The sequence below is a fragment of the Pseudomonas fulva NBRC 16637 = DSM 17717 genome (genome assembly GCF_000730565.1).
In the GTDB taxonomy this organism is placed as follows: Bacteria; Pseudomonadota; Gammaproteobacteria; order Pseudomonadales; family Pseudomonadaceae; genus Aquipseudomonas; species Aquipseudomonas fulva.
Window position 1 is genome coordinate 1 of record NZ_BBIQ01000004.1, and the last position, 24,148, is coordinate 24,148.

Consider the following 24,148-nt stretch of genomic DNA (forward strand, 5'->3'; position numbering starts at 1 on the left):
GATCAAGATCAAGATCAAGATCAAGATCAAGATCAACTGCAACAGCAGTAACAGCAGTAACAGCAGTAACAGCAATAATAGCAATAGTCTTAACTACGATATTGGAATTAAAAGTTTCAAACTTGACTTGATTGAATGGCTTGAGCCTCGCATATGGCTCAACGATACACTCTTTCCCCTGCGGAAGCGGCCTTGCCGGGCGCCGAACCGAGCGCGATGGGCCGCTAACCCAGCGTACGTCACCCTCGGTCAAGACCGCGCAAGCCTACTCCCCCTTGCCCCAGCCGTGACCCCCGATGTTTTCCCACGCATTCGCTGGCGCTTTTGCGCCATTGCGGCGAACATTGCCGGCTGATTTTGCTGCCAACGGAGTGACTGTGGCCAACGAGCAACCCAAGGCCCTCGCCGAACTGACCCCACCCACACGGCTACCCTGGCTTAAACGGCTCATCGCCCAGTGCCTTGGGCGTGGCCTGACCCGCATTCAGGCGCAACACCCTCATTCCTGGTGGCTGGGCCATGCCGATGGCCAGCACCAGGGCCGTGACGAAGGCCAGCGCGCAGGGTACGAACGTGGCCATGCGCAAGGGTACGAGGCAGGCCAGCAAGTGCTGGTCATCCGTGACCATCGCCCCGACACCCCGGCCGTGCCCGGCCAGGACGATCACCTGTTCGAGGATTGGCGACTGGCCTTGACCGCCGACCTGAAGAAACGCTTCAAGGCCGACGTCGCCCAGCGCCTGCCCAGCCACGCGCAACCCAGCGCCGCGCAATGGAAACTGATCTTCAGCGACACACCCTCCACCTGCGTGGTGGCCGGGGCAGGGGCGGGCAAATCCACCTCCCTGGTGCTGCGAATCTTGCTGCTGCGTCACTACCTGGGCTACGAACTCGACGCGATGACGGTCGTCACCTTCACCCGCGAGTCGCGCAAGGACTTCATCAAGCGCTTGGTGCAGGTGTTCGCGCTGTGGGATGTTCACCTGCAACCGGCACAGGCGCGCGAACTGGTTCGCACCTTCCACTCCCGCATCCTGCCCCTGGTGCGCAGCCTGCCTGGGTTCGAGCACGTGCGCGCATTCGAGACCCTGGGCAACGAGATGCCCGCCGGGCGCGAGGCCGAGGCCGACAGCAACCCGTTCGACCTGCGCCTGAACGATGCCCAGCGCCAACAGCTCAATCATTGCTACAGCACCCTGCTGGCGGACAGCCCGCGCTTTGCCGAGCTGATCGGCCACTTGCGCAACGAAGCCTTGCAACTCAAGCCAGTGGATCCGGATAACCCCGAGGTGCAGAAACGCGCCCAGGTGACGCAGCTGGCTGCGCAACGCGACGAAGAGCTGTGCGATGTGATCGAGGATCTGTGGTTCGCAGCAGGCGCTTGGCCGATCCAGGGCATTGAGCCGACGCGCGACACCGTGGAGATCCGTGGATGCCGTTTTCATGTACACGGCCGGTTGGGTGCCACAGGGCCCTTGGTGGTATTGGGCTTCGACCCCTCCGAGAGTGCCCAGTACCAACGACCCGGCGCCAAGCTGGCCGTACGCGGGGAGTGGGCAGTCAAACGAACCCTGTTGCAGGCATTCTGCGACCAGCCGTTGATCTGGCTGGACAACTACGCCATGGCCCGGCGCCTGGCCGCTTCGCTGGCGGGCGACGCCGTGACGGGGCCGGGGTTTGAATACAAGGTCAAGGGCGAGCTGTCCGCCGCGCCGCTGCTCGACGCATTCGTCAGTGCCGCGGGCTTTATCGAAAACCTCGGGCTCGAAGTGAACACGGCGATTGCCGACATGCGCTTCGTGCCAGGCGACAGCGACGCGCTGTTCTTCGAAGCGTTAGCCCTTTACTGGAAGGCGTTCGAAGCGCATCTGCTTGATCAGGTCCCTCCGGTCATGAGCTACAACCGCATGTTCGCGCTGTTCGGGGAAAACAACCCGGAAAACCTGCAGCTGTTGCCCGACCCGCTGCTACGGCCGCTGGCGCATCTGATGATCGATGAATTCCAGGACGTCTCGCCGCAAATCGTCAGCTGGCTGCGGGCTTCCCTGCGCGAAATCCGCAGGCGCGGGCCCGGGATGAATGTCGGCCGCCATGCTCAGCACTCGTCGCTGTTGTGCGTGGGCGATGACTGGCAGTCGATCTATGGCTGGCGAGGCAGCTCGCCCAAGTACTTCACCGAATTCACCAAGGCGTTTCCAACGCCCGCCAGCACTCGAGTGATGATGGTGGAAAACTATCGCTGCCAGCAGCAGGTCATCGATGCCGCTGAGCACCTGGTCAAGGGCACACCCACCATCGCCGGCAAGAAGGCCCGAGCCGCTGGCCCTGCCGCTGAACTTGCCGGTTCACCGGTCAAGGTCTTCGAGCGTGACGAGGCCGCCCTGGGCCAGACCCTCATCGAGCATTACCAGCGCGGCGAGTCGGTGCTGATGCTCTACCGCAAGGGCAATGACCGGGCAGCGATGAGCGAACACCTGGAACCTGTGCTTCAGGCCGAGGCAGCACTGCCCGCCGAGCAGCGGCGTCTTCGCCAACTCACCTACCACAGCGCCAAGGGCTTGCAGGCCGATGCGGTGTTCATGCTGGGCGACTGCCAGTACCTGACCAGCTCGCCCTACAAGAACCAGGTGTATCGCCAGGCGGGCCTGGGCAAGGCGGGCGACCCGCAGCCGTTCGACACCGCCCAGAAAGAGGAGGTGCAGCGCTTGGCCTATGTGGCCGTGACCCGAGCAGTTCAGCATTGCTACTGGCACGTGGAACCGGCCAATGGCGACGCCGCCGTGGCCGCTCGCGCTTCCAGCCGCGTCGATGGCCGCCAGGACTGTTTCGAAGACTGCCGGGGTCGGTGACGGTTAAGTCACCGTCGGTAAGGGGCCAGTGGTGGCCACTGGCTTGCGCCAAGGTGACCTGTCGGCGCCATGCGCGCTCCGGCGCAAGGGTTGCCGCAGACGACAGGCGTCGTGGAATGCGGTGGCGTGTTCGGTCTGGTGTACGTGCATCAGGCTGCCGATCAGGAAGCATACCCATGCGATCAACCACCACACCCAAGGATCACCCGCTGGACATCAATGGCATCGAAGTGGCGGTGCGCTGCTGGGGCCCGGAGGATGGCATTCCCGTACTGGCCTTGCATGGCTGGTTGGACAACGCCGCCTCGTTCGAGCGCCTGGCACCCCTGCTCGATGGCTGTTTCGTGGTAGCCCCCGACCTGGTCGGCCACGGACGTTCCGACCATCGTCGTCATGACAGCGGCTACTACTTGTGGGAGCACGCCGAGGACATGCTGTCGGTCACCGAAAGCCTTGGCATGCGGCAATTCCATGTGCTGGCGCACGGCATGGGCACCGGTGTGGCTTCGCTGCTGGCCGCCATGACCAGCGGGATCGCGAGCATGACCTTCCTCGACGGTATGGGAGCACCATTCACCGTAGCCGAGCATGACCGCGTGCAGCACCTGGCACGGGCCTATCGCCTCAAGCGCATGGTCCAGCGTACGCAGATGCAGGGCTTCAACGAGCGGGACGTGCAACGCTTCGACGATCTGGACAGCGCGCTGGCGCAGCGCCGCGAACGGCTCGACACCGACCTGTCCCAAGAAGCGGCAAGGTTACTAGCGCTGCGCGACTTGCTCCAGCTCAACGACGGTTATTGCTGGCGACACGACCCGCGGTTGGTGCTCCCAGAGCCCATGCCGCTCACCGAGCCTGAAGCTTGCGCGCTGCTCAGCCAGATTCGCTGCCCGCTGTACCTGATGTTCGGCCGGCAGGGCGCTTTCACTGGCGAGGCTTTCGACCGCCGTGAAGCGGCATTGCCGCCCCAGGCGAAAGTGTCCTGGCACCCAGGCGGCCACCATTTCCACCTCGATGCGCCGGACCGTGCCTTGGTTGATCAACTGCTACGTATCCTCGCGCGCCATGAAGGCGCCGTGTTGCAGCGGCTGGTCAACGAGTAGCGCCCAGGTAAGGTTGCGCCATTCGTTCAGACACACTGGCTTTAGTCAAAGTAGCCTCGCAGGCTGAAGCTGTACCCCGTGTCCGCGGTGGTGTTCGCCACACGCCCGCTACGCTTGCTCAGGACGAACTCGAAGGTGGGCTCGTACAGCCCATCGCGCACGCACGCACCGGCCAGGACTTCGACCTCATACCAACCGTTGTCCAGTTCGATCACCGGGCGGCCGGGCTCACGGTAGCGCGCCATCAAGTCGCCCAGTGTCTTGGGGGTGAAGTACTGGAGGATGCGCCAGGTGTACAGCATCACAGCGCCATGCTCGACGTTCAGCGAATAACCACCGCGCTGGTGCTTGAGCCGGCTGCCCGGCTCGCGCAATTTGGGCATTTGCCCATCGAGCGTGAACACCACGTGATAGGGGAGGTTGTCGACGCCGGCCACAGGCAGCACCACGCCGTCGCGCACGGCCATGTCGCCGCTGTCATGATGGGTGAATTCGTGGGCCAGGTCGTCAGGCAGGCCATGCTCCTGCTTGAAGCGCTCAAGCAGTTGAATGTCACCTAGCAGAAAGTAGTCGACCAGGTCGTTGAGCACTTCGTCGAACTCATGACGCATCGCATGTCCTTGGGCAACGATCGGTAGGGCCGCGCCAGTTGAACTGGCGCAGGCGGTTTGCAAGGGGCGGTCAGTGTAACTGGGTAATCTGGATGAGGTTGCCGCAGGTGTCGTCGAAGATTGCAGTCAAGACGTTATCGACCTCGGCGGGAGCCTGGTGGAACTTGACACCGGCAGCGGATAGCCGGGCATATTCGCCTTGAATGTCACGCACCGCGAAGATCGCGGTGGGGGTACCGTCTTCCTTGAGCGCAGCCTTGTACGCTTTCGCCGCGGGATGCACCTCTGGCTCCAGTTGCAATTGCACGCCGTTGGGGTCGTTGGGCGAGGTCAGGGTCAGCCAGCGGTGCTGGCCCATGGCGAGGTCTTGTTTGGGTTCGAAGCCCAATACGTAATGATAGAAGGCAAGCGCTTTGGCCTGGTCGTCGACAAGAATACGGGTGAGCATGATCTTCATGGGCGCACACCTATGCCGGGGTCGTTAAGTACCAGTAAAGACGGCCCATGGCGTTTGGCAATCCAGCCCAGCATCAAATCGCTATTTTGTTCATGCCATCGGCGTATCCGGGCCGCAAGCTGGCGACTGGCCAATGCAGCACAAGCGTTCAGCCTTCGCAGGTGTGCGCAGCGGCTTGCAGGTCAGCGGCGAATACCTCGGTGACCTTCGTCCGATAGGCTTCAAAGGCTGCGATGGCGCCGGCGATCACGCCAGCTTCCTGTTGTTTGTCGAGTTCAAGGCCGTCGATTGCGCTCACGAACGCCTTCCAATGCAGCGCCCGTCCTTGCGGGTGCGCTGCCAGGTGCCGCGCACCCAGGCCTTCGTCCAGGCCAAGGCGCTGGGTGTGCTTGAACAAGAAAGCGGCGCCCAGGTTCGATCCTTCGCTGCAATACAGCCAGCCCAGTGCATGGGCCGGGTCTACCTTCACGCTCGTCGGCAAGGCAGGTGGCAGTTGTCCCACGTCGCGAATGTCCTGCTCGACCGCTGCAAACCGCGACAGCGACGAGAGGCCCGGCAGCCACGTATTGAGGTGGGGGTCTTCGTAAAGTCCCAAGAGGCTGCCGTGAAAATGATGCTGTACCAGCAGGAAGCGCGCATAGCGCGCCCTGTCCTGAAAAGGGTGGGCGGCCATGACCAACTGATCGACACCGTCATGTTCGCGGTGGGTGGCCGCTTTGAGGCGTTTGCAACGGCTCGTCTCCAGGGGTGGCACGGGTACTGCGATCATTCGGTGAGTCCGTCGCGGGCAGAAAGGCCTCCATGATGCGTGGCGGTGAGCATCGCAGCAAGCGTCAGGCACGGTTATCATGGTCGCCGTATCGTTCAGACCCAAAGGAAAAGCCGGTCATGCCTTCGCTTCAGTTCCGTACGCCGTCCCTGGAGGACGCCAGCCGCTGCCACGCCATCGAGATCGGTGCTTACGAGGGAGCACGAAGCGGCCACGCTGGAAAAGATCCAGACGCGCATCAGTCAGTATCCACAAGGTTTTCTAGTGCTTGAAAGCGACGGGGCCATCGTGGGCTTCATCAACAGTGGTTGCGCCCATCAGGTCGTGATGTCGGACGAAGCGTTCAAGGAGCTGGTCGGGCATGACCCCGATGCCCCCAACGTGGTGATCATGTCGGTGGTGGTCGACCCGGCTTACCAGGGCCAAGGTCATGCAAAGCGGTTGATGGAAGCGTTCATTCTGCGGATGAAAGCCTGCGCTAAGCAGACCATCCACTTGATGTGCAAGGAACAGCACGTGCCGCTGTACCGCAAGCTGGGCTACAAGTACGTCCAGCCGTCACCTTCCGACCACGGCGGCATGGCGTGGCACGAGATGGTGATGGTGCTGTAAGCCTGTTGCCGTGCGGTGCCTACAGGGTGAGCTTGCCGTCAGACGGGGGCTGGCTTGCCGGCAATGGGCTGCGATGCAGCCCCGCAGGCACTTGGCAGCCAGCACCTTAAGGCACCGCCTCTATCAGCCCGCGACCAACTGATAGGCCAGGCGGTTGTGGCGCTCGAGTACCCGTGGCAGGTCGACAGTCACCAACTGACCTTCCCTGACCACCACCTTGCCGTTGATGACGCTGGTATGCACCTGGGTCGGGGTGCAGAACACCAGCGCTGCAAGCGGGTCATGATGGCCGCCGGCGTAGGCTACATGGCCCAGGTCGAAGGCGACGAAATCGGCGACCATGCCCGGTGCCAATGCGCCGATGTCATCGCGGTTGAGCACCTTGGCACCGCCCAAGGTAGCGATTTCCAGTGCTTCACGGGCCGTCATCGCGTCCGGGCCAAACCCTACGCGTTGCAGCAGCAGGGCCTGGCGAACCTCGCCGATCATGCTGGCACCGTCGTTGGAGGCCGAACCGTCCACCCCGAGCCCGACCGGAACGCCATGATCGCGCATGGCGCGCACCGGAGCGATACCGGAAGCCAGACGCATGTTCGAGCATGGGCAATGGGCGACCCCGGTACCGGTGCGGGCGAACAGTTCGATGCCATGCTGGTCCAGTTGCACGCAGTGAGCGTGCCACACGTCGGGCCCGACCCACCCCAGGTCCTCGGCGTACTCGGCAGGAGTCATGCCGAATTTTTCCCGGCTGTAGGCAATGTCATTGACGTTTTCGGCCAGGTGCGTGTGCAGCGATACACCATGTTGGCGAGCCAGAACAGCCGCTTCGCGCATCAGGTCGCGGCTGACCGAGAAGGGCGAGCAGGGCGCGACCACGATCCGGCGCATCGAGCCATGGCTGGCATCGTGGTAGTCCTCGATCAGGCGCTGGGACTCCTTGAGGATATCCGCTTCCTTTTCCACCACCGAGTCCGGCGGCAGCCCGCCCTGGCTCTGACCCACGCTCATGCTGCCGCGAGCAGCATGAAAACGCATGCCAATTTCGGCAGCCGCATGGATGCTGTCGTCGAGCTTGCATCCGTTGGGGTAGATGTACAGGTGATCGCTCGAGGTGGTGCAACCGGAAAGGATCAGCTCAGCCATGGCCGTCTGGGTCGAAACTGAAATCATCTCGGGCGTGAGCCGTGCCCAGATCGGGTACAGCTGGGTGAGCCAGTTGAACAGTTCGCCGTCCTGGGCGGCTGGCACTACCCGGGTCAGGCTCTGGTACATGTGGTGGTGCGTGTTGACCAGCCCAGGGATGACCACCTTGCCGGACATGTCCAGCACCTCGTCCGCCTGCTGGGGAAGGGTTTCGCTGGGGCCAACCTGCTTGATCAGGTTGTCTTCGATGTACAGCCCACCGCCGCGGATTTCGCGACGCTCGCCATCCATGGTGACGAGCAGTTGGGCATTTTTGATCAGTAGCGTTCTTGAAGTGCGTGCAGATGACATGGTTGATGCCTGTTGCAATACGCGCCGGCGATGGCCAGCGTCGTAGGCGACGCGGCTATGTAATCAGGAAACGGGGAAGTTGTATACATTGAGCTGATTGGTGAATTTGCGTCATCCCATATGTGAAAATCGGCCAAAAATAAGACCTGCGCGATCGAATAGACTGGCGGCCAACGTTTTGAGAGTTTTTCCATGCCTGCCGTATCTTCCACCGCTTCACCCGTCGACGAAGCTCCACGGGCAGCCATCAGTATTGCCATCCTTGCGTTTTCCGCTTTCCTGATCGTCACCACCGAGTTTCTCATTGTGGGCCTTTTGCCTGCCCTGAGTCGCGACCTGGGGGTGTCCATCTCCATGGCGGGACAACTGGTAACGCTGTTCGCCTTCACGGTCATGTTGGCAGGGCCGTTCCTCACGGCCATGCTGGCGCACCTGGACCGTAAACGGCTGTTCATCACCATCTTGCTGGTCTTTGCCGCGGCCAATGCCCTGGCGGCCGTGGCCGACAATTTCTGGGTACTGGCCGTTGCACGTGTCATACCGGCATTGGCATTACCGGTGTTCTGGGGGACCGCCAGCGAGACAGCAGGGCACCTCGCGGGGCCCGAGCATGCAGGGCGCGCGGTGTCTAAGGTTTACCTCGGCATCTCTGCCGCCATGCTGTTGGGCATCCCGCTGGGCACGTTGGCCGCTGACGCGTTGGGCTGGCGTGGCGCGTTCTGGGCGCTGGCGGTGCTTTCGCTGGTGATGGCCGTGGCGATGAGCGTCTGGATGCCCCACGTGGCCCGTACCGCCAAGGTGGATTTTGCCCGCCAGGCGCGGATCTTCACCGAACGCTTCTTCGTGGCGAACGTGCTGCTGTCGATTCTGGTGTTCACCGCGATGTTCACCGGCTACACCTACTTGGCCGACCTGCTCGAGCGTGTGGCGGGTGTGGCCCCGGCTCACACCGGTTGGTGGCTGATGGGCTTCGGTGCCGTTGGCCTGCTGGGTAACTGGATCGGGGGGCGTGCCGTCGACCACTCCGTTCTCAAGGCTACCGCGGGCTTTCTGGTGCTGCTGGCGATCGGCATGGCCGCGCTGGTGCCCTTGGCCCATGCAGGCCTGGTTTTCTGCCTGGCGCTGGCCTTGTGGGGTGTCGCCAACACGGCGCTCTACCCGGTTTGCCAGGTGCGCGTCATGGCGTCGGTGAGCCACGCCAAGGCACTGGCTGGTACTGCCAACGTGTCGGCTGCCAACGCCGGCATCGGCCTGGGTGCGGTGCTCGGTGGCATGACCATCGACGGTCTGGGGATTGCCTACCTCGGTTATGTGGCCGCCGCAGTCGCGGTGCTGGCGCTGCTGGCAGTGCCCGTGGTAGCCAGGCTGGCACCTCAGACGGGTTCGGCGGCACGCGTGCCGTGAGGCGCGAGCCTGGGCAACAGGTAATCGAGCAAGGCACGCACCTTGGGTAGGTGCTCGCGACGCTTGAGCCAGACCAGGTTCATCGGCAGGCCATCGGTCGCCAGCTCCGGCAGCACCTCGATCATCCGTCCTTGATCGAGGTGCTGCTGGGTCAACCAGGTGGGTAGCTGCCCTATACCGTGGCCGGCCAGCACCGCCGCGACCTCGCCTTCGCCATCACCTACGGCGATGCGCGGCTGTACCGTGCGACGCTCCATCTCGCCAGGCTGGCGCCCTTTGAAGAACCACGGGCTGACCAAACCGTCGGTGTGCCCATAGCCCACGCAGTGGTGGTGCTCCAGGTCCTCCTCGCTTTGCGGCGTACCATAGGTGTCGAGGTAGTCGGGGGCTGCACAGAACATCAGGCGCTGGGCGCCAAAGTACTGATGGCCCAGGGCGGCGGGCCATGTATCGGGGCCGCCGATGCGTACCACGATGTCGATGCCTTCCTGCACCGGATCGACGAAACGGTCGGAAAACGATACGTGCGGCTGTAACAGCGGATGCTGCCGGGTGAACGCCAGGATCAGCGGCAGCACATGCAGGCGACCGTAGGAGGCGGGCAGGTCAATGCGTACCCGTCCGTGAGGTTCATTACCCGTCGTGGCGAGGGTGTGTTCGACTTCTTCCAGATCGGCCAGCACCGACGTGCAGGTGCGGTAGAAAACCACGCCGGCCTCGCTCAGCGACAACCGGCGTGTGGTGCGCTCGAACAGGCGAACGCCCATGCGCGCCTCAAGGCGCGCAATACTTTTGCTGACCGCCGAGCTGGTAAGGCTCAGTCGCCCGGCCGCTGCCGTGAAGCTGCCAAGGTCGGCGACCGCGACGAAGACGTCGATCCCTTTGAGTCGTTCTGAGGAGTGCATGGCCGGCCTTTACATGGGTTCGTGGTGCAGACCCCGGCAGCATAAGGGATCCTGAGATGGCGTTTCAGGGTTAAAGCATCGGGCAGGGCTGGATAGCGCGTTGCCAACGGAACACCAGCCCATCTTGCACACTCATAGGCTTTGCGCCAGCGCCTTGGGTAGATCATGCTGTACCCACCCGGCCCCGACGCACCAAAGGACTGCCCCCATGTTCCCTCTTGCCTGGATAGCCTGCGCATGACCCTGACGTTACTCACCTTTTTCGGCACCCTGGCCGCCATGGAAGGCGTGGCCTGGTTTGCTCACAAGTACATCATGCACGGCTTCGGCTGGGGCTGGCACCGCTCGCACCATGAGCCACGCACCGGGATCTTCGAGAAGAACGATCTCTACGCCGCGGTGTTCGCCGTGCTGGCGATCATTCTCATCGCCCTGGGCAATGCCGGCTGGTACCCGTTGCAATGGGTAGGCGCAGGCATGACGGCCTACGGTGTCCTGTATTTCGTTGCCCACGACGGCCTGGTCCACCGGCGCTGGCCTTTCAAAGTGGTCCCGCGCAAAGGTTACTTCAAGCGCCTGTACCAGGCACATCGGCTTCATCATGCCGTGCAGGGGCGCGAAGGCTGTGTGTCGTTCGGTTTTCTGTACGTACCCACTATCGAACGGCTGCGTCGGCAACTTCGGGCGCTGCATGGGGGGCCGCTGCGGGCGAAGGGCGCTGCCACAGGCGAGCTGGGCGCTGAGGGTGGCGATGCAGCCGACAGCTCAGCGCCTGCCAAAACCCCGTGACCAAGGCACCGACCTTTTCGAGTTTTGACGTAGACAGCCGGCCGTCCCAGGCGTCGACCCCGGCGCTGTCGACCTTCAGGCCGATGCGCCGGTAAACCTGGCCTGCCGTGGCCACTGCCCACGCCGAGCGAAGCGGCAAGGCCTGCAGCCCGGCCTGGGCGCTGGCGTAGTAGGGTTCGGCCTGGGCGACCAGGCGCCTGGCCAGGGTAGCGACGGCTGCGCGATGACGCACATCGGCCAGGTCGTCTGCACTGAGGTCGAATTCCGACAGCCAAGCCTGAGGCAAGTAGCAGCGCCCGACCTTGGCATCATCGACGATGTCCCGGGCGATGTTAGTCAGCTGCATGGCCAGGCCCAGGTCGCAGGCCCGGTCCAGCACGCGGGCATCTTGAACACCCATGACCCTGGCCATCATCAGGCCCACCACACCTGCTACGTGATAGCAGTAGACCATGACCTCATCCAGGGTCTGGTAGCGGCAGGCGGACACGTCCTGGGCGAAGCCTTCGAGCAAGTCGAAGGCTTCGGCGCGGGGAATGCCGTGGCGCCTGGCCACTTCGCGCAGTGCGGCGAAGGCCGGCTGGTTCACGGGCAAGTCCGCGCAGGCGGCCTCCGTCTGACGCTGCAGATCCAACAGGCGCACCTGCGCTTCTTCCTGGCTGATGACCACCGCATCATGCCCGGCTTGCTGACCATCGATCACGTCATCGCAATGGCGGCACCAGGCATACAACAGCACAGCGCTGCGCCGGGTGTGGGCATCGAACAGCCGGGCTGCTGCGGCAAAGCTTTTCGAACCTACGGCAATGCTGTGTTCGGCATGGGCAAGCAACTGGTCGTGGTTCGGTGCGGTCATGCGCCCAGGTCCTCGAGCATCAGGCCTGCGGTGGCCTTGGCCGAGGCGATCACGCCTGGCACACCGGCCCCTGGGTGCGTGCCTGCCCCCACCAGGTACAGATTGCTCACTTCGCTGTCACGGTTGTGCGGGCGGAACCAGGCGCTCTGGGTCAGGATGGGTTCCAGAGAGAACGCCGACCCCAGGTGGGCATTAAGTTCTTCGCGGAAGTCCAGCGGCGTGAAGGTGCGGCAGGTGACCAAGTCCTCGCGCAGGCCGGGAATGTAGTGACGTTCCAGGTAGTCGAGAATCTTGTCCCGGAACCGTGGCCCTTCCACTTCCCAGTCGATGGCCGCGTTGCCCATGTGCGGTACGGGCGCCAATACGTAGTGGCTCGAGCATCCTTCCGGGGCCAGGCTAGGGTCGGTGGCGCAGGGGGTATGCAGGTAGAGTGAAAAGTCTTCGGCAAGCTCGTGACCGTTGAAGATTTCGTCAATCAGCTCCCGGTAGCGCGGGCCAAAGCACACCGTGTGATGACGCAGTTGCGGCTGCGTGCGCTTGAGCCCGAAGTGCACCACGAACAGCGAGTTGCTAAAGCGCTTGCCCTTGAGCCGCTTGCCTTCCTGTTCACCGCGAGGGTGTTCGGCCAGCAGGTCGGAGTAGGTGTGCACCACATCGGCATTCGAGGCGACTGCGTCTGCCCGCCAGCGTCGCCCGTCCTGGGTGCGCACGCCGGTCACGCGGCTGCCTTGGGTTTCGAACGCGGCCACCTCGGCATTGAGCTCCAGGGTGCCGCCCAGGTCGGTGAACAACTTGGCCATGCCCTGCACCAGCGCGCCCGTGCCGCCTTTGGGGAACCAGACACCCCAGGTGCGCTCCAGCGCATGGATCAGCGTGTAGATTGAGGACGTGGCGAAGGGATTACCCCCGACCAGCAAGGCGTGGAACGAGAACGCCTGGCGCAGTTGGTCATCTTTGATGAACCGCGCCACCATGCTGTAGACGCTGCGCCAGGCTTGCAGGCGAGCCAACTGCGGGCCGGCATGCAGCATGTCGCGAAAAGACAGGAAGGGCACTGCGCCAAGCTTGATATAGCCTTCCTGCAACACGGCCTTGGAATAGGCCAGGAACTGTCGATAGCCTTCCACGTCCTTGGGCTCGAAGGCCTCGATCTGGCGCTCCAGGTCGGCTTGGTCATTGCCATAGTCGAATGCCCGGCCATCCTCCCAGCACAGGCGGTAGAAAGGCGTTACCGGCAGCAATTCCACATACTCATGCATGGGCCGGCCGGCGAGGGTGAACAGGGCTTCGATGGCGCTCGGGTCGGTGATCACCGTGGGGCCTGCGTCGAAGGTAAAGCCTTGGTCGTGATAGACGTAAGCGCGGCCACCTGGTTTGTCGCGCGCCTCGAGCAAGGTCGTGGGGATACCCGCGGCCTGCAGGCGGATGGCCAGGGCCAGGCCGCCAAGGCCTGCGCCGATGACCAGGGCGGATCGTTCGTTGCTCATGGATAATCCTTGAAATGGGCAGGGGAGTGTCGCAAGGCAGCCTTCATGGCCTCGCCGACGGGCACAGGCGGTTTGCCGCACAGGATCCGCAGGCGATCACGCAGCGTACTCTGGCCTGCGTAGAAACGGGCGATCAGCCCCTCAGGCAATCGATAAAAGCGCTGCATCACCTGCCAGCGACGGTTCGGCCGGCCGGCCAGAAACAGCATTCGGTTGAGCAGGCGATAGAACCCTTGCTCACGCCAGCGTCGATGCAGGTAGGCGCCCAGCGCGGGCTTGAGCGACGCCGTGTCCTCCAGCGCTTGCGTTGACAACCAGTCGGCCAGGCGCACGGCATCGGGCAGGGAATAACCCGTGGTGCAGTGAAACAATCCGGCCCGCAGGCCAACGGCGAGCGGCCCGTGCTGTTCGTTCCACCAGGCAGGAAAGTCGTCGACCAGGGTAATCGGCAATACGCCCTGTTCTTCACGCAGGCACTCGGCGACGTGCCAGCCGCGCTGCTGCAGGTAGCACTCGATGTGCTGGCGCAGCTGCTGCGCGGCGGGCGCCTGGCTGTCGACGTAATGGGTGTCCTCCACCAGCAAGGTGTCAGCCGTGAACGGCAGGACATAGACGAAGCGATAGCCCTCGCCTTGAGGTACCCGTGCGTCCATCAGAATCGGTGCGACCAAGCCATGGGGGGCCGTCAGACGTACGACCTGCCCGAGGAACGCCTGCTGGCCGAGGACCCGGTGAGGGCTGTGCTGCATGCCCCGGCCATCGATCACCACCGCGGCGTGCAAGGTTTCGCCACTGGCGAGCGTGACATGGCTGGCACCCACTTCGACGACCGCGCAGTCGGTGCGCAAGCTCGGGCCGAGGGCTGGGGTGATCACCTGCGCGAAACGCTCGCTGGTAATGCTCGCATAGCCGCCTTCCATGCGCCTGGAAAAAGCCGGGAAGTGCACGTGGTACGCAGGCCAGCGCTGCTCCACCAGCGGGGCGAGCCAGCGCAGTTGCTCGGCAGTAAGGTCGGCGTCGTGGAAGGACCACGTATGGTTGCCGCCCAGGACCGGCCCTTGCTCCAGGCACAACACGCGCCATTGCGGGCGCAGCTGCTGCAGTCGCCAGGCGATCAGGCCGTTGGCCAACCCCCCACCTACCAGGATCAGGTCATAGGGCACGGTACATTCTCCGAAATGCTGGGCTGGCCACTGCGCAGAGCGGCTTCGATGAGGCTGGCAGCGCGCTGTACGCCACCGCAGGTGGCAAGCTCGGCTTCAAGCGCCGCATCACGTGGTGCAGCCTCATCAAGCAGCTGACGCAACGCTTGGCCAATGGCCGATGCACTGGCACGTTTGGAGAGCACCCGGCCCAAGCGGTGATGGCGCACCCGTGCGGCCACGCCGGGCTGATCGAATGCAATGGGCATGACCAGCAGCGGTGTGCCGGCGCACACGGTATCGAGCACCGTGTTCAAGCCGCCATGGCTGATCACCACATTGGCTCGTCGCACAGCCCAGTGCTGGGGGGCGAAGTCGGTCACGACGGTAGCACCGATCTGGCGTAGCCGTGCCTGCTGATGCGCGTCCAACCCGCCGCAGTGAGCCACCAGCAACTGGGCATCCAGGCCCCGGCAAGCCTTGGCAATCCGTGCAAACAGATCGAACCGGTGGCCCTGCAGCGTTCCCAGGCTTGCGAATACCAAAGGCTTGCCGGATTCGAAAGACCAGTTGGGGCTCGCCTGGGAGGGCGTGCTGCGTAAAGGGCCGACGGCGTGAAAGTGCTTGGGTAGATCCGCTCTTGGGAAATCCAGATGCAGAGGTGTCTGGCTCAACTGGGCCAGCGGCGAGAGAAACTCATGGGCACCGCTGCGCGGTGGCAGCCCGTGGCGATGACACGCCTGCAGTAAGGTGTCGTGCAGCGGGCGCATGAGCCAGTCATGGACTTTAGCACTGCCTTCGTAGAGGCGCGCATCCAAGCCGAGCCCGAAGGGCATCACGGGCAATGGCAAGCCCGGTTCGCGATTGATCGGCAACGCGCAGGCCACCGAAAAGAACGGCAGGTTGCAAGCCTCGGCCACCAAGCCGCCTGCGGGTTCCATCTGGTCGCAGATCATCGCGTCGACCCGATGGTCCCTAAGGGCCTGCGGCAGGTTGCTGATCAGCATGCCGGTGGTGTGCGCCAACTGATTGATCAAGCGACGCAGACGCAGCGGCCCGGCGGGGTCGGCCACGCGACGCATGGCGAGGTCAAGGCTGCCCGGCGGGCACTCGGCATGGCCAATGGCGACGAAGCCCAGCCGCGAGTCACTCAGCCAGCGTTCGGCTTCGGGCTGGTGAAAGAAACTGACCTGATGGCCGCGTTCGACCAACTCGCCGCCCAGCGCCTGCATGGCTGCAAAATGGCTGGGGTAGGGTGGGGCGACCAGGGCGAAGTGGCTCATTTGAGGTCGAGCTGGGCATTGACCAGTCGGGCCCGGCGCAAGTGCGCCAGCGTGGCGGAGCCGGTACAGAAGCAGGCGATACGCAGTTGCCGGATGATCACGTCGAAATGTGAGACCACCGCTTCGGTAGACGTCATCGCAGAGGTCAGCACGCCGGCAGCCTGGCCCACCAAGTCCGCCCCCAGGCGGATGGCCTTGGCCGCGTCCACCCCATCGCGCACCCCACCCGAGGCGATCAAACCAACCGTGGGCACGGCTCGGCGCACGGCAAGCAGGCTCTGGGCGGTCGGAATGCCCCAGCCGCTGAAGGCCATTGCCACCGCACGCTCGGCAGGGTCATTGGCGCGTTCCGCCTCGACAGCGGCCCAGCTCGTGCCGCCGGCGCCGGCCACATCGATCATGGACACGCCAGCGTCGTACAATTGCCGGGCCACGCCTGGGGAGATACCGGCGCCTACTTCCTTGACGATGATGGGCGCGTGAAGCTGCCCGGCGACGTGCTCGATGCAGGCGAGCACCCCGTTCCAGTTGCGGTCGCCCTCGGGCTGAACGGCTTCCTGCAAGGGGTTGAGATGAATGATCAGGGCGCTGGCATCGAGTGTATCGACCGCACGGCGGGCAAGGTCTACACCATCAGCCTCGCGTAACTGGGCGGCGCCCAGGTTTGCCAGGAGCGGGACGTCGGGTGCGAGCCTTCTCAGCTCCGTGGTCAGCCCCTGGTCCTGGCCGCTGCGCAAGCTAACTCGCTGCGAACCCACGCCCATGGCCAGGCCCAAAGCCTGCGCAGCTTCGGCCAGGTGCTGGTTGATAAACCGTGCCCGCTCAGCACCGCCGGTCATCGAACTGATCAGCAGCGGTGCGCGCAGTGCCATGCCGAACAGCTCGGTACCCAGGTTGACGTCTTCCAGGGCCATCTCAGGCAGTGCACAATGTTCGAAACGCAGCGCCGACCAGCCAGCATCGACCCCATGCGAGGTGGTGCCGGCGGCCAGAACGATATCGAGGTGATCATCCTTGCGTTGACTCAACGGGCTTTTGTTCATGCCGGCTCCACTGCCAGGGAATCATCCTGAGGTACGTGCGGTCTGTGTGCTTAGGACAGACAAGTTGTACAACACTACCCGTTTTGTATAGCTAAGCTCATAAAAAGCAAAGCATCAGGCAACGGCGCCTATCAGTCGTTCCTTTTTCATCTACGGTCAATGGGCCGCCCACATCGAGAGGCAAGGATGACGACCATCGCCCCCCCGCACAGCGCTGGCGCTGATCACGATCAGCCACTGGCCGTCGCACATGCGGCCGTAGAAGCCCGGCTGGCGGCATTGCTGCCATCGGCAGGTCACGAGCGTGACCTAGTGGTTGCGGCCATGCGCGACTGCACCCTGGCGCCAGGCAAGCGCTTGCGGCCCCTGCTGTTACTGTTCACGGCACAAGGCCTGGGCGCATGCCCACACGCCGCGCTCGACCTCGGCTGCGCCGTGGAGATGGTGCATGCAGCCTCCCTTGTACTGGACGACCTCCCCTGTATGGACAACGCCGCCTTGCGCCGCGGTCGCCCTACCTTGCACCTGGCGTTTGGGGAAGATGTGGCAGTGTTGACGGCCATTGCCCTGCTCTCCCGTGCGTTCGGGGTTGTGGCGGGGTTGCAGACGGTCGGGCCGGATGTGCGCAGCGACCTGGTCGTGACCCTCACCTCGGCAATCGGTGCCGATGGGCTGGTCAAGGGGCAGTTGCAGGATCTGCGCGACGGTGCACGGCCGCGCACGGCGGCTGAAATTGCCCAGACCAATCAACTCAAGACCGGGGCCTTGTTCTCGGCCTTGCTGGGTATGGCCGGCCGGTTGGCGGGGGCTGGCGAAACCCAGCAGGGCACCTTGCAGCAGTTGGCGGGGGAATTGGGGCAAGCGTTTCAATTGCACGATGATTTGCATGACCGTGACCCTGAAAGCGGCAAGAGCATGGGGTTGGACCAAGGCAAGTCGACCCTGCTGGCCATGTGTGGCGAGATGCAGGTGCGCCAGCGGTTGGAAGCCCATTTGCAGAGCGTCGAACAGTGCCTGACCAGCCTGGGCCTTCAGGCCTCACCGATTGGCGGGGTCTTGCGCAAGGTGTTCGCTTCGAAGGGTGTGCCGGCTGGCGGCAGCACCGTATGGCGTCAAGGCCTGAGCGGGCTTGCGGTGGGTGGGGCAGTCGTGCATCACGTGTAAGACGCAGGACGACGTGCCGCAGCGCGAATCCGAGGGTCTACGCGGTCTCGTGTAGGAGCGGCCGCGATGGGCCGCGCAGCGGCCCCAAGTTTTTCAGCTCGCCGGAGGCCCGGCGCCGTCGCTCCTACACGGGGCCGCGGATCCTGCAGAGGCGAACCTAGGGCGCCCCAGCAATTCCAAACTCACTGATCCAATCGCCTGGCATGCCTGGCAAATACCTTTTCCAGCAGTTCCCACATGACCGGGTCAAGGCTGAACGCCACGTTGAAACGCATCCAGCCCGTTGCCCTGGCGTCCACCATGAACAGCTGACCAGGGCCGAGCATGATGCCTTTTTCGAGCGCGTCATCGAGCAACAGCGCGCTGTCGGGGATCGAGGGATGGCGGGTCCAGATGTACATCCCCTCGTCCGATTCCGTGAACAGCTCGAAGCCTAGTCGGTGCAGATGCGCACCCACCCGTTGATGCGCCTCGGCCAGGCGTTGACGCAGGCGCTTGAGGTGCTTGCGCCAGCGACCGTCGATGATGGCGGCGTAGACGACCCGCTCCATGACCTGCGAGGTGGTCAGGCCCGAGCGCATTTTCAGGTGTACCAGTTGTTGCGCCAGTTCCGGATTGGCCAGCAGGTAGCCCACCCGCACATTGGGTGAGATGCTTTTCGAGTAACTGCCCACGTAGACCACCTGCTGCAAGTGGTCAAGGCTGGCGAGGCAGGGTTGCGGTTCGGCGATCATGTCGGCGTACAGGTTGTTTTCGACCAGCCGCAAGCCATGCTGGCTGGCCAGTTGCAGCAGGCGATGCAACTGCGGCAGCGGTGTGCGCGAGCACGTTGGGCTGTGCAGGTGAGGCTGGGTGAAGAAGGCCGTGGGCCGGTGTTGCGCCAGCAACTGCTCGAGCTGATTGAGGTCGTAGCCATTGGGCGTGCGCGCCACCCCCAGCAGCGTTGCGCCTTGGGTACGCAGGATGCTCATCAGGTTGGGGTAGCCAGGGTCGTCCACCAGCACCACGTCACCGGGGCGGACCAGCGTACGCACGGCCAGGTCCAGGGCCTGGCTGGCGCCGTGGGTCAACATCAGCTGAGCGGGATTGGCGACGATCGACAGATCCTGCTGCAGGTTCTGCGCCGTCAACGCGCGCAGCTCTGGCAACCCCATGGGATCGCCGTAACCGGACAGTTCCAGCGGGCTGCCAGCCACCTGCCGCAGCCCTCGGCGCAAGCCGTCTTCGTACATCCAGTCGTTGGGCAGCCAACCGCAGCCTGGCTTGAACGGCAACTGCCGGGTTTCGAAGATCTGCTGCAGGTACCACTCGGTGTTGAACGTTGGTCGGCTTGCGTCAGGGTCTGCCGTGTGCGTGTCCAACAGCTCAGCGGCAGCCCGATTGACGAAAAAGCCAGCGTTGCCGCGGCTCACCAGCAGCCCTTGGGCGACCAGGCGATCGTAGGCTTCCACCACGGTGAACGTGCTGACCGAGTAGGTGGCGGCGAAGGCGCGGATTGACGGCACCTTGGCGCCAGGCTTGAGCGTCTGGGTGTCGATCAGGGTGCGCAGGCCGTCGATGATCTGGTTGACCAACGGTGTGGAAGCGTCTGGATTCAATTGCAGCATGGGGGACCTTCAGGTGTGTAACGCCAGGTGCTGGCCCGGTGTATAGGGTTGGCGACCTGTACAGTGCAGTGCGAGTTTCATGCCACTGTGCATGGCTCTCTGCGATGGACATTTTTACATTAGGTGTCGGATATCGCCACACAAAGCATGTTCAGTTCGCTCCAGGCCTCAGCCCTGGGGCGCGTCAGCAGGCCGCCATGGATGGCCTGCGTGTGTTCGTTCACACCTCCTGCGCGCATTAGCACTGATGTACAGGTGAAACCGCCAGCCATCGGGGTTTCACGGTTTTCCTTGGATAAAAAGAAGCACGGGGTACACAACTGATGGACGCAACATCCACAACCACCACCGCGAACGGCGGGCACGAGAGCAAGCTCAGTGCCTCGCTGAAGTCGCGCCACCTGACGATGATGTCCATCGCCGGGGTCATCGGCGGCGCCTTGTTCGTAGGATCCGGCAGCGTGATCCACAGCGCCGGGCCGGCCGCGGTGCTGGCCTACCTGGCAGGCGGCATCCTCGTGGTGCTGATCATGCGCATGCTTGGCGAAATGGCAACGTCTTCACCCGACACGGGCTCGTTTTCCACCTATGCCGACCGCGCCATTGGGCGCTGGGCTGGCTTCACCATCGGCTGGCTGTACTGGTGGTACTGGGTCATTCTCATGGCCTGGGAAGCCTACGTAGCCGGCAAGATCCTGCACGGGTTCTTCCCGGACGTCAGTGTCAACGTGTTCGTGCTGGCCACGACGTTGCTGCTGATCACGGTCAACTTCTTCAACGTCAAGCATTACGGGGAGTTCGAGTTCTGGTTCGCGCTGATCAAGGTCATCGCGATCGTCTGCTTCCTGATCGTCTGTACCGCAGCGGTGCTCAACATCTGGCAATTCGGCGAGGTGCGGGGCATTACCCACCTCACCTCCGAAGGGTTCATGCCCAATGGCATCACCACGGTCATCGGAGCCTTGCTGGGGGTGATGTTCGCATTCCTTGGCGCCGAGATCGTGACCATTGCGGCCTCCGAGGCCAAGGACCCGGCTGCGCAGATCGTCAAGGCCACCAACTCGGTGGTATGGCGCGTGTGCCTGTTCTACGTAGGCTCGATCTTCCTGATCGTTTGCCTGGTGCCGTGGAATGACCCGCACCTGGGCGTCTCCGGCTACGGCGCCTATCGCCGTACCCTTGAGCTGCTGGGCGTGCCTTACGCCGAGTTGCTGATGAACTTCGTGGTGCTGACCTCGGTGAGCAGTTGCCTGATCTCCGGCCACTACACCGCCTCGCGCATGCTGTTCTCCCTGGCTCAGCGTGGCGACGCGCCGTCGTTCTTCAAGATCACCCGTGCCGGCACTGGCGTGCCGGTGTACGCGATCATGGGCTCGTGCGCGGTGGCGGTGGTGTGTGCGCTGATCAACTTCAGCGAGACCCTGCGCCCCAAGGACGTACTCGACACGCTGATGAACACCACGGGCATGATTGCCCTGCTGGTGTACCTGGTGATCGCGTTCTCCCAGCTGCGCATGCGCCGCAAGCTGATTGCCGAAGGCAAGGAAGTGCGCCTGAAGATGTGGCTGTTCCCGTGGCTGACCTACCTGGTGATCGCCTTCATCGTGGCGGCCCTGGTGACCATGGCGTTCATGCCTGACTACCAGATCCTGGTGATCTCCACCGGCATCGCGGCGGCGCTGGTGGTGGCGATGGGGGTTGTGCACCAGATGCGCAGCGCGCCTCGACACTAAGGCTCATTGGTTTTGCGAAGCGGCCGGCTCCCTCAAAGGGGCCGGCCGCTTCGCGTTTTGGGCGACAGATGGCATATGCTTCAGAGCATCGCTCATCGGAGAACGTCGCCATGTCCTGGTCTGCAACCCAGTATTCCTTGTTCGAAGACGAACGCACCCGGGCGGTGCGCGATCTGCTGGGGGCCGTGCCGCCGCGCCCGGTGCGACACGCGACCGACCTGGGCTGCGGGCCGGGCAATTCCACCGAGGTCCTGCTGCAACGTTGTCCCGACGCGCAGGTGACCGCGCTGGACAGCGACCCAGACATGATCGAGAAGGCCCGAGCGCGCAAGCGGCTGTGCATCCCGCGCGTGCACATGGTCACGGCGGACATCGCAGGCTGGTCCGCCCCTGAGCCCCAGGACCTGATCCTGGCCAACGCCTCGTTGCAGTGGGTGCCCGACCACGGGCAGCTCTACCCGCACCTGGTGCGTCAGCTCAGCGAAGGGGCGAGCCTTGCGGTGCAGACGCCCGATAACCTGGAGGAGCCCGCGCACACCGCGTTGCGCGAGATCGCCCGCCGGGGCCCGTGGGCGGCCAAGTTCGACGACTTCACGTTGCCGCCGCGCCATGGCGCGGCGTTCTACTACGACCTGTTGAGCCCGCTGTGCGCCCGCGTCGAGGTGTGGCGCACCACCTACCACCACCCGTTGGTCGACGGCGCTGAGGGCGTGGTGCAGTGGTTCAAGGGTTCGGCCTTGCGGCCTTACCTGGCGCGGCTGCAGCCGCAGGAGCAGGAAGACTTCCTGCAGATGTACCTGCAGGCCATGCAAAGCGCCTACCCGCCAGCGTCCGACGGCAAGGTGCTGCTGGCGTTTCCGCGCTTGTTCGTGGTTGCCACCCGTTAAGTCGTCGGGTGAGGTGTCGGTGCAGCGCAGACGGTTGTCGATCCTTCCCCATAGGCGTATAAACTGCTCCCACTTTTTGTGCCGGTCGCTTCCTGAACCGGCCGTTGAAACAAGAGAGTCGACATGGGCGCACAGTGGAAAGCCAAACATAAAGAAGCCGCGGCCAATGCCAAGGGCAAGGTCATGGGCAAGCTGTCCAAGGAAATCCAGATTGCCGCCAAATCCGGCGCCGACCCGGACATGAACCCGCGCTTGCGCCTGGCCATCGAACAGGCCAAGAAGGCCTCGATGACTCGCGAAACCCTGGAGCGAGCCATTCGCAAGGGTGCCGGCCTGGATGGCGATGCCGTGCAGTATGCGGCTGTCAGCTACGAAGGCTTTGCCCCGCATCAGGTTCCGCTGATCGTTGAATGCCTGACTGACAACGTCAACCGCACAGTGGCGCAAATTCGCGTGTTGTTCCGCAAGGGTCAGCTAGGGGCCAGCGGCTCGGTCTCCTGGGACTTCAATCATGTCGGCCTGATCGAAGCCACCCCCAACGGTGACGCTGATCCTGAGATGGCTGCCATCGAAGCCGGGGCCCAGGACTTCGAAGAAGGAGAAGAGGAGGGGGCTACCCTGTTCATCACTGATACCACCGACCTTGACGCTGTGCAGAAGGCCCTGCCGGTGCACGGTTTCACCGTCACGTCGGCCAAGATCGGCTACACCCCGAAAAACCCGGTGAGCGCTTCGAGCCTGAGCGCCGAAGCCCTGGCCGAAGTCGAGGCGTTTCTCGAAGCCATCGACGAAAACGATGACGTCCAGAACGTCTACGTTGGCTTGACGCAGTAAGCTCGAGCCCCCTTTGCCGATGCTGCCCATTGCCAGGCGTGTTGTACAGGTGATGGCTGGGCAGCGCTGCACCGGGGCGTGCCCCGAGCTGGAGCTGCCGTGAATCCTGCCTTTGCCACGCTCAGCCTTGCGCACCTGCGTGCGCTCGACCACCTGCTGCAGGTGAAGAACCTCAGTCGGGCGGCTGAGCGCCTGGGCGTGAGCCAGTCGGCCTTGAGCCGTCAACTGGCTCAACTTCGCGAGGCCTTCGACGATCCGCTGCTGGTCCGCCAAGGCCGGGGCTACGTACTGAGCGAGCATGCCCAGACGCTACGCGAGCCCTTGCGCCAGGTGTTGGACGAGCTGCAGGCACTTCGTCAGCCTGCGGTATTCGAGCCTGCCCGCTGCCAACGCCGCTTTTGCCTGGCTGCTTCCGATTATGTCGCCGAGCATATGCTGCCTTTGCTGGTGACGACGCTGGAGCAGGAAGCGCCAGGCATCAGCCTGGAGTACCGCACCTGGCAAGCCGGGCAGTATGACTCGCTCGCCAGTGGCGAGATCGACCTTGCCACCACCCTGTTCGATGAATCGCCGCCCAATGTGCACGGGCGTCTGCTCGGCGAGGATCGGGCGGTGTGCCTGATGGCGCAAGACCACCCCTTGACTGTCCATGGGTGGGTTTCGCAAAGCGATTACCTGGCGTGCAGGCATGTACGGATCTCCGGCGGCGGGGACAAGGACAGCTTCATTGACCAGCACCTGCGTGCACAGGGCCTGCAACGGCGCATCAGCCTGCAAGTGCCGTTTTTTTGCGCCACGGTAAAGGTGGTCGCCACCAGCCAGGCAGTGGCTACCGTACCCGAACACATCGCCCGCCAATTGTGCCGCCTGCATCCGCTGGCCTGGCGACCGTTGGGGTTCGTCGAGCACAGTCAGCGTTATTGGGTGGTGTGGCACCAACGCCTGCAGGCATCGGCCGAGCATCGCTGGTTTCGAAACCGGGTGTTCGAGCTGTGGCGCCAATCGCAATTCGGTGTACAGGGCGGCCTTGCGCATTTGCCATAGCAGCTATGCGCAAGGCGCGGTTCTTCGCGCAGGCGACGCGCTCTACACTGCTCTCGGCCAGCCGCCGGCGCGCAT

19 protein-coding genes and 3 pseudogenes are annotated in these 24,148 nt (G+C 63.6%); 11 read left to right on the forward strand and 11 right to left on the reverse strand.

Annotated elements, in window-relative coordinates; genetic code table 11:
- From PFU01S_RS22470 to PFU01S_RS05680, 3 genes and pseudogenes are all read left to right on the forward strand, one after another.
- Positions 1–355: pseudogene (locus PFU01S_RS22470) on the forward strand (hypothetical protein); the annotation flags it as partial.
- On the forward strand, positions 297–2,849 hold the full coding sequence (locus tag PFU01S_RS05675; protein ID WP_104926295.1) for a UvrD-helicase domain-containing protein: 2,553 nt from the start codon (positions 297–299) through the stop codon (positions 2,847–2,849). The pseudogene PFU01S_RS22470 and the gene PFU01S_RS05675, both read left to right, overlap by 59 nt.
- A 176-nt stretch (positions 2,850–3,025) precedes the next feature.
- Positions 3,026–3,952: an alpha/beta fold hydrolase gene (locus PFU01S_RS05680; RefSeq protein ID WP_027914793.1), complete on the forward strand. Its 927-nt coding sequence runs from the start codon at positions 3,026–3,028 to the stop codon at positions 3,950–3,952.
- Positions 3,953–3,993: 41 nt separating this feature from the next.
- On the opposite strand, the gene PFU01S_RS05685 is transcribed toward PFU01S_RS05680, so the two are convergent.
- The 3 genes from PFU01S_RS05685 to PFU01S_RS05695 all read right to left on the reverse strand — a co-directional run bounded on the left by PFU01S_RS05685 (position 3,994) and on the right by PFU01S_RS05695 (position 5,789).
- A complete protein-coding gene (locus PFU01S_RS05685; protein ID WP_027914794.1) occupies positions 3,994–4,563 on the reverse strand; it encodes a hypothetical protein in 570 nt (189 codons plus the stop codon).
- Between the two features lie 70 nt (positions 4,564–4,633).
- Positions 4,634–5,020 (reverse strand): VOC family protein, encoded by a 387-nt coding sequence (locus tag PFU01S_RS05690; RefSeq protein WP_027914795.1) that lies wholly within the window; start codon positions 5,018–5,020, stop codon positions 4,634–4,636.
- Positions 5,021–5,168: 148 nt separating this feature from the next.
- A complete protein-coding gene (locus tag PFU01S_RS05695) occupies positions 5,169–5,789 on the reverse strand; it encodes a biliverdin-producing heme oxygenase (protein ID WP_028686392.1) in 621 nt (206 codons plus the stop codon).
- Positions 5,790–5,908: 119 nt separating this feature from the next.
- Between PFU01S_RS05695 and PFU01S_RS05700 the strand changes: the two are divergent.
- Positions 5,909–6,401, forward strand: a pseudogene (locus PFU01S_RS05700) (GNAT family N-acetyltransferase).
- Between the two features lie 123 nt (positions 6,402–6,524).
- Here PFU01S_RS05700 and PFU01S_RS05705 read toward each other — a convergent pair.
- Entirely contained in the window at positions 6,525–7,895 is a 1,371-nt protein-coding gene (locus tag PFU01S_RS05705) for an 8-oxoguanine deaminase (protein ID WP_028686391.1), read from the reverse strand.
- A 192-nt stretch (positions 7,896–8,087) separates the two neighbouring features.
- Here PFU01S_RS05705 and PFU01S_RS05710 point away from each other — a divergent pair, with 192 nt between their 5' ends.
- Positions 8,088–9,299 (forward strand): MFS transporter, encoded by a 1,212-nt coding sequence (locus PFU01S_RS05710; protein WP_028686390.1) that lies wholly within the window; start codon positions 8,088–8,090, stop codon positions 9,297–9,299.
- Here PFU01S_RS05710 and PFU01S_RS05715 read toward each other — a convergent pair.
- A complete protein-coding gene (locus tag PFU01S_RS05715) occupies positions 9,269–10,204 on the reverse strand; it encodes a LysR family transcriptional regulator (RefSeq protein ID WP_027914800.1) in 936 nt (311 codons plus the stop codon). The two genes, PFU01S_RS05710 and PFU01S_RS05715, sit on opposite strands and share 31 nt — an antisense overlap.
- Positions 10,205–10,441: 237 nt before the next feature.
- On the opposite strand from PFU01S_RS05715, the gene PFU01S_RS21655 reads away from it, so the two are divergent.
- A complete protein-coding gene (locus PFU01S_RS21655) occupies positions 10,442–10,993 on the forward strand; it encodes a sterol desaturase family protein (protein WP_080992844.1) in 552 nt (183 codons plus the stop codon).
- Here the strand turns inward: PFU01S_RS21655 and PFU01S_RS05720 are convergent.
- From PFU01S_RS05720 to fni, 5 genes and pseudogenes are all read right to left on the reverse strand, one after another.
- Positions 10,917–11,849, reverse strand: a pseudogene (locus PFU01S_RS05720) (phytoene/squalene synthase family protein); the annotation flags it as partial. The gene PFU01S_RS21655 and the pseudogene PFU01S_RS05720 sit on opposite strands and share 77 nt — an antisense overlap.
- Positions 11,846–13,336 (reverse strand): phytoene desaturase, encoded by a 1,491-nt coding sequence (locus PFU01S_RS05725; RefSeq protein WP_028686387.1) that lies wholly within the window; start codon positions 13,334–13,336, stop codon positions 11,846–11,848. The pseudogene PFU01S_RS05720 and the gene PFU01S_RS05725, both read right to left, overlap by 4 nt.
- Positions 13,333–14,499: a lycopene beta-cyclase CrtY gene (gene crtY, locus PFU01S_RS05730; protein WP_028686386.1), complete on the reverse strand. Its 1,167-nt coding sequence runs from the start codon at positions 14,497–14,499 to the stop codon at positions 13,333–13,335. Before crtY ends, PFU01S_RS05725 begins: the two co-directional genes overlap by 4 nt.
- Positions 14,484–15,761, reverse strand: coding sequence for a glycosyltransferase (locus PFU01S_RS05735; RefSeq protein WP_028686610.1), 1,278 nt, complete (start codon positions 15,759–15,761; stop codon positions 14,484–14,486). Before PFU01S_RS05735 ends, crtY begins: the two co-directional genes overlap by 16 nt.
- Positions 15,758–16,804, reverse strand: a complete 1,047-nt coding sequence (fni, locus tag PFU01S_RS05740; RefSeq protein WP_027914806.1) for a type 2 isopentenyl-diphosphate Delta-isomerase — start codon at positions 16,802–16,804, stop codon at positions 15,758–15,760. The genes PFU01S_RS05735 and fni overlap by 4 nt, the downstream gene beginning before the upstream one ends.
- A gap of 186 nt (positions 16,805–16,990) precedes the next feature.
- On the opposite strand from fni, the gene PFU01S_RS05745 reads away from it, so the two are divergent.
- Positions 16,991–17,968 (forward strand): polyprenyl synthetase family protein, encoded by a 978-nt coding sequence (locus PFU01S_RS05745; protein ID WP_050437964.1) that lies wholly within the window; start codon positions 16,991–16,993, stop codon positions 17,966–17,968.
- 182 nt (positions 17,969–18,150) lie between these two features.
- On the opposite strand, the gene PFU01S_RS05750 is transcribed toward PFU01S_RS05745, so the two are convergent.
- Positions 18,151–19,575, reverse strand: coding sequence for an aminotransferase-like domain-containing protein (locus PFU01S_RS05750; protein ID WP_027914807.1), 1,425 nt, complete (start codon positions 19,573–19,575; stop codon positions 18,151–18,153).
- A gap of 323 nt (positions 19,576–19,898) precedes the next feature.
- Between PFU01S_RS05750 and PFU01S_RS05755 the strand changes: the two genes are divergently transcribed.
- The 4 genes from PFU01S_RS05755 (at position 19,899) to PFU01S_RS05770 (ending at position 24,073) form a co-directional block, all read left to right on the forward strand.
- Positions 19,899–21,308, forward strand: a complete 1,410-nt coding sequence (locus PFU01S_RS05755; RefSeq protein WP_028686385.1) for an amino acid permease — start codon at positions 19,899–19,901, stop codon at positions 21,306–21,308.
- A gap of 110 nt (positions 21,309–21,418) precedes the next feature.
- Positions 21,419–22,195 (forward strand): trans-aconitate 2-methyltransferase, encoded by a 777-nt coding sequence (gene tam, locus PFU01S_RS05760; RefSeq protein ID WP_027914809.1) that lies wholly within the window; start codon positions 21,419–21,421, stop codon positions 22,193–22,195.
- Between the two features lie 123 nt (positions 22,196–22,318).
- Positions 22,319–23,029 (forward strand): YebC/PmpR family DNA-binding transcriptional regulator, encoded by a 711-nt coding sequence (locus PFU01S_RS05765; RefSeq protein ID WP_028686384.1) that lies wholly within the window; start codon positions 22,319–22,321, stop codon positions 23,027–23,029.
- A gap of 99 nt (positions 23,030–23,128) precedes the next feature.
- Entirely contained in the window at positions 23,129–24,073 is a 945-nt protein-coding gene (locus tag PFU01S_RS05770) for a LysR family transcriptional regulator (RefSeq protein ID WP_028686383.1), read from the forward strand.
- The last annotated feature ends 75 nt before the right edge of the window (positions 24,074–24,148 follow it).

Excerpts from the sequence above, each read along its gene's own strand:
- PFU01S_RS05675 (WP_104926295.1), top strand. The coding sequence starts at position 297 with ATGTTTTCCCACGCATTCGCTGGCGCTTTTGCGCCATTGCGGCGAACA.
- PFU01S_RS05680 (WP_027914793.1), top strand. The coding sequence starts at position 3,026 with ATGCGATCAACCACCACACCCAAGGATCACCCGCTGGACATCAATGGC.
- PFU01S_RS05685 (WP_027914794.1), bottom strand. The coding sequence starts at position 4,563 with ATGCGTCATGAGTTCGACGAAGTGCTCAACGACCTGGTCGACTACTTT.
- PFU01S_RS05690 (WP_027914795.1), bottom strand. The coding sequence starts at position 5,020 with ATGAAGATCATGCTCACCCGTATTCTTGTCGACGACCAGGCCAAAGCG.
- PFU01S_RS05695 (WP_028686392.1), bottom strand. The coding sequence starts at position 5,789 with ATGATCGCAGTACCCGTGCCACCCCTGGAGACGAGCCGTTGCAAACGC.
- PFU01S_RS05705 (WP_028686391.1), bottom strand. The coding sequence starts at position 7,895 with ATGTCATCTGCACGCACTTCAAGAACGCTACTGATCAAAAATGCCCAA.
- PFU01S_RS05710 (WP_028686390.1), top strand. The coding sequence starts at position 8,088 with ATGCCTGCCGTATCTTCCACCGCTTCACCCGTCGACGAAGCTCCACGG.
- PFU01S_RS05715 (WP_027914800.1), bottom strand. The coding sequence starts at position 10,204 with ATGCACTCCTCAGAACGACTCAAAGGGATCGACGTCTTCGTCGCGGTC.
- PFU01S_RS21655 (WP_080992844.1), top strand. The coding sequence starts at position 10,442 with ATGACCCTGACGTTACTCACCTTTTTCGGCACCCTGGCCGCCATGGAA.
- PFU01S_RS05725 (WP_028686387.1), bottom strand. The coding sequence starts at position 13,336 with ATGAGCAACGAACGATCCGCCCTGGTCATCGGCGCAGGCCTTGGCGGC.
- PFU01S_RS05735 (WP_028686610.1), bottom strand. The coding sequence starts at position 15,761 with ATGAGCCACTTCGCCCTGGTCGCCCCACCCTACCCCAGCCATTTTGCA.
- fni (WP_027914806.1), bottom strand. The coding sequence starts at position 16,804 with ATGAACAAAAGCCCGTTGAGTCAACGCAAGGATGATCACCTCGATATC.
- PFU01S_RS05745 (WP_050437964.1), top strand. The coding sequence starts at position 16,991 with ATGACGACCATCGCCCCCCCGCACAGCGCTGGCGCTGATCACGATCAG.
- PFU01S_RS05750 (WP_027914807.1), bottom strand. The coding sequence starts at position 19,575 with ATGCTGCAATTGAATCCAGACGCTTCCACACCGTTGGTCAACCAGATC.
- PFU01S_RS05755 (WP_028686385.1), top strand. The coding sequence starts at position 19,899 with ATGGACGCAACATCCACAACCACCACCGCGAACGGCGGGCACGAGAGC.
- tam (WP_027914809.1), top strand. The coding sequence starts at position 21,419 with ATGTCCTGGTCTGCAACCCAGTATTCCTTGTTCGAAGACGAACGCACC.
- PFU01S_RS05765 (WP_028686384.1), top strand. The coding sequence starts at position 22,319 with ATGGGCGCACAGTGGAAAGCCAAACATAAAGAAGCCGCGGCCAATGCC.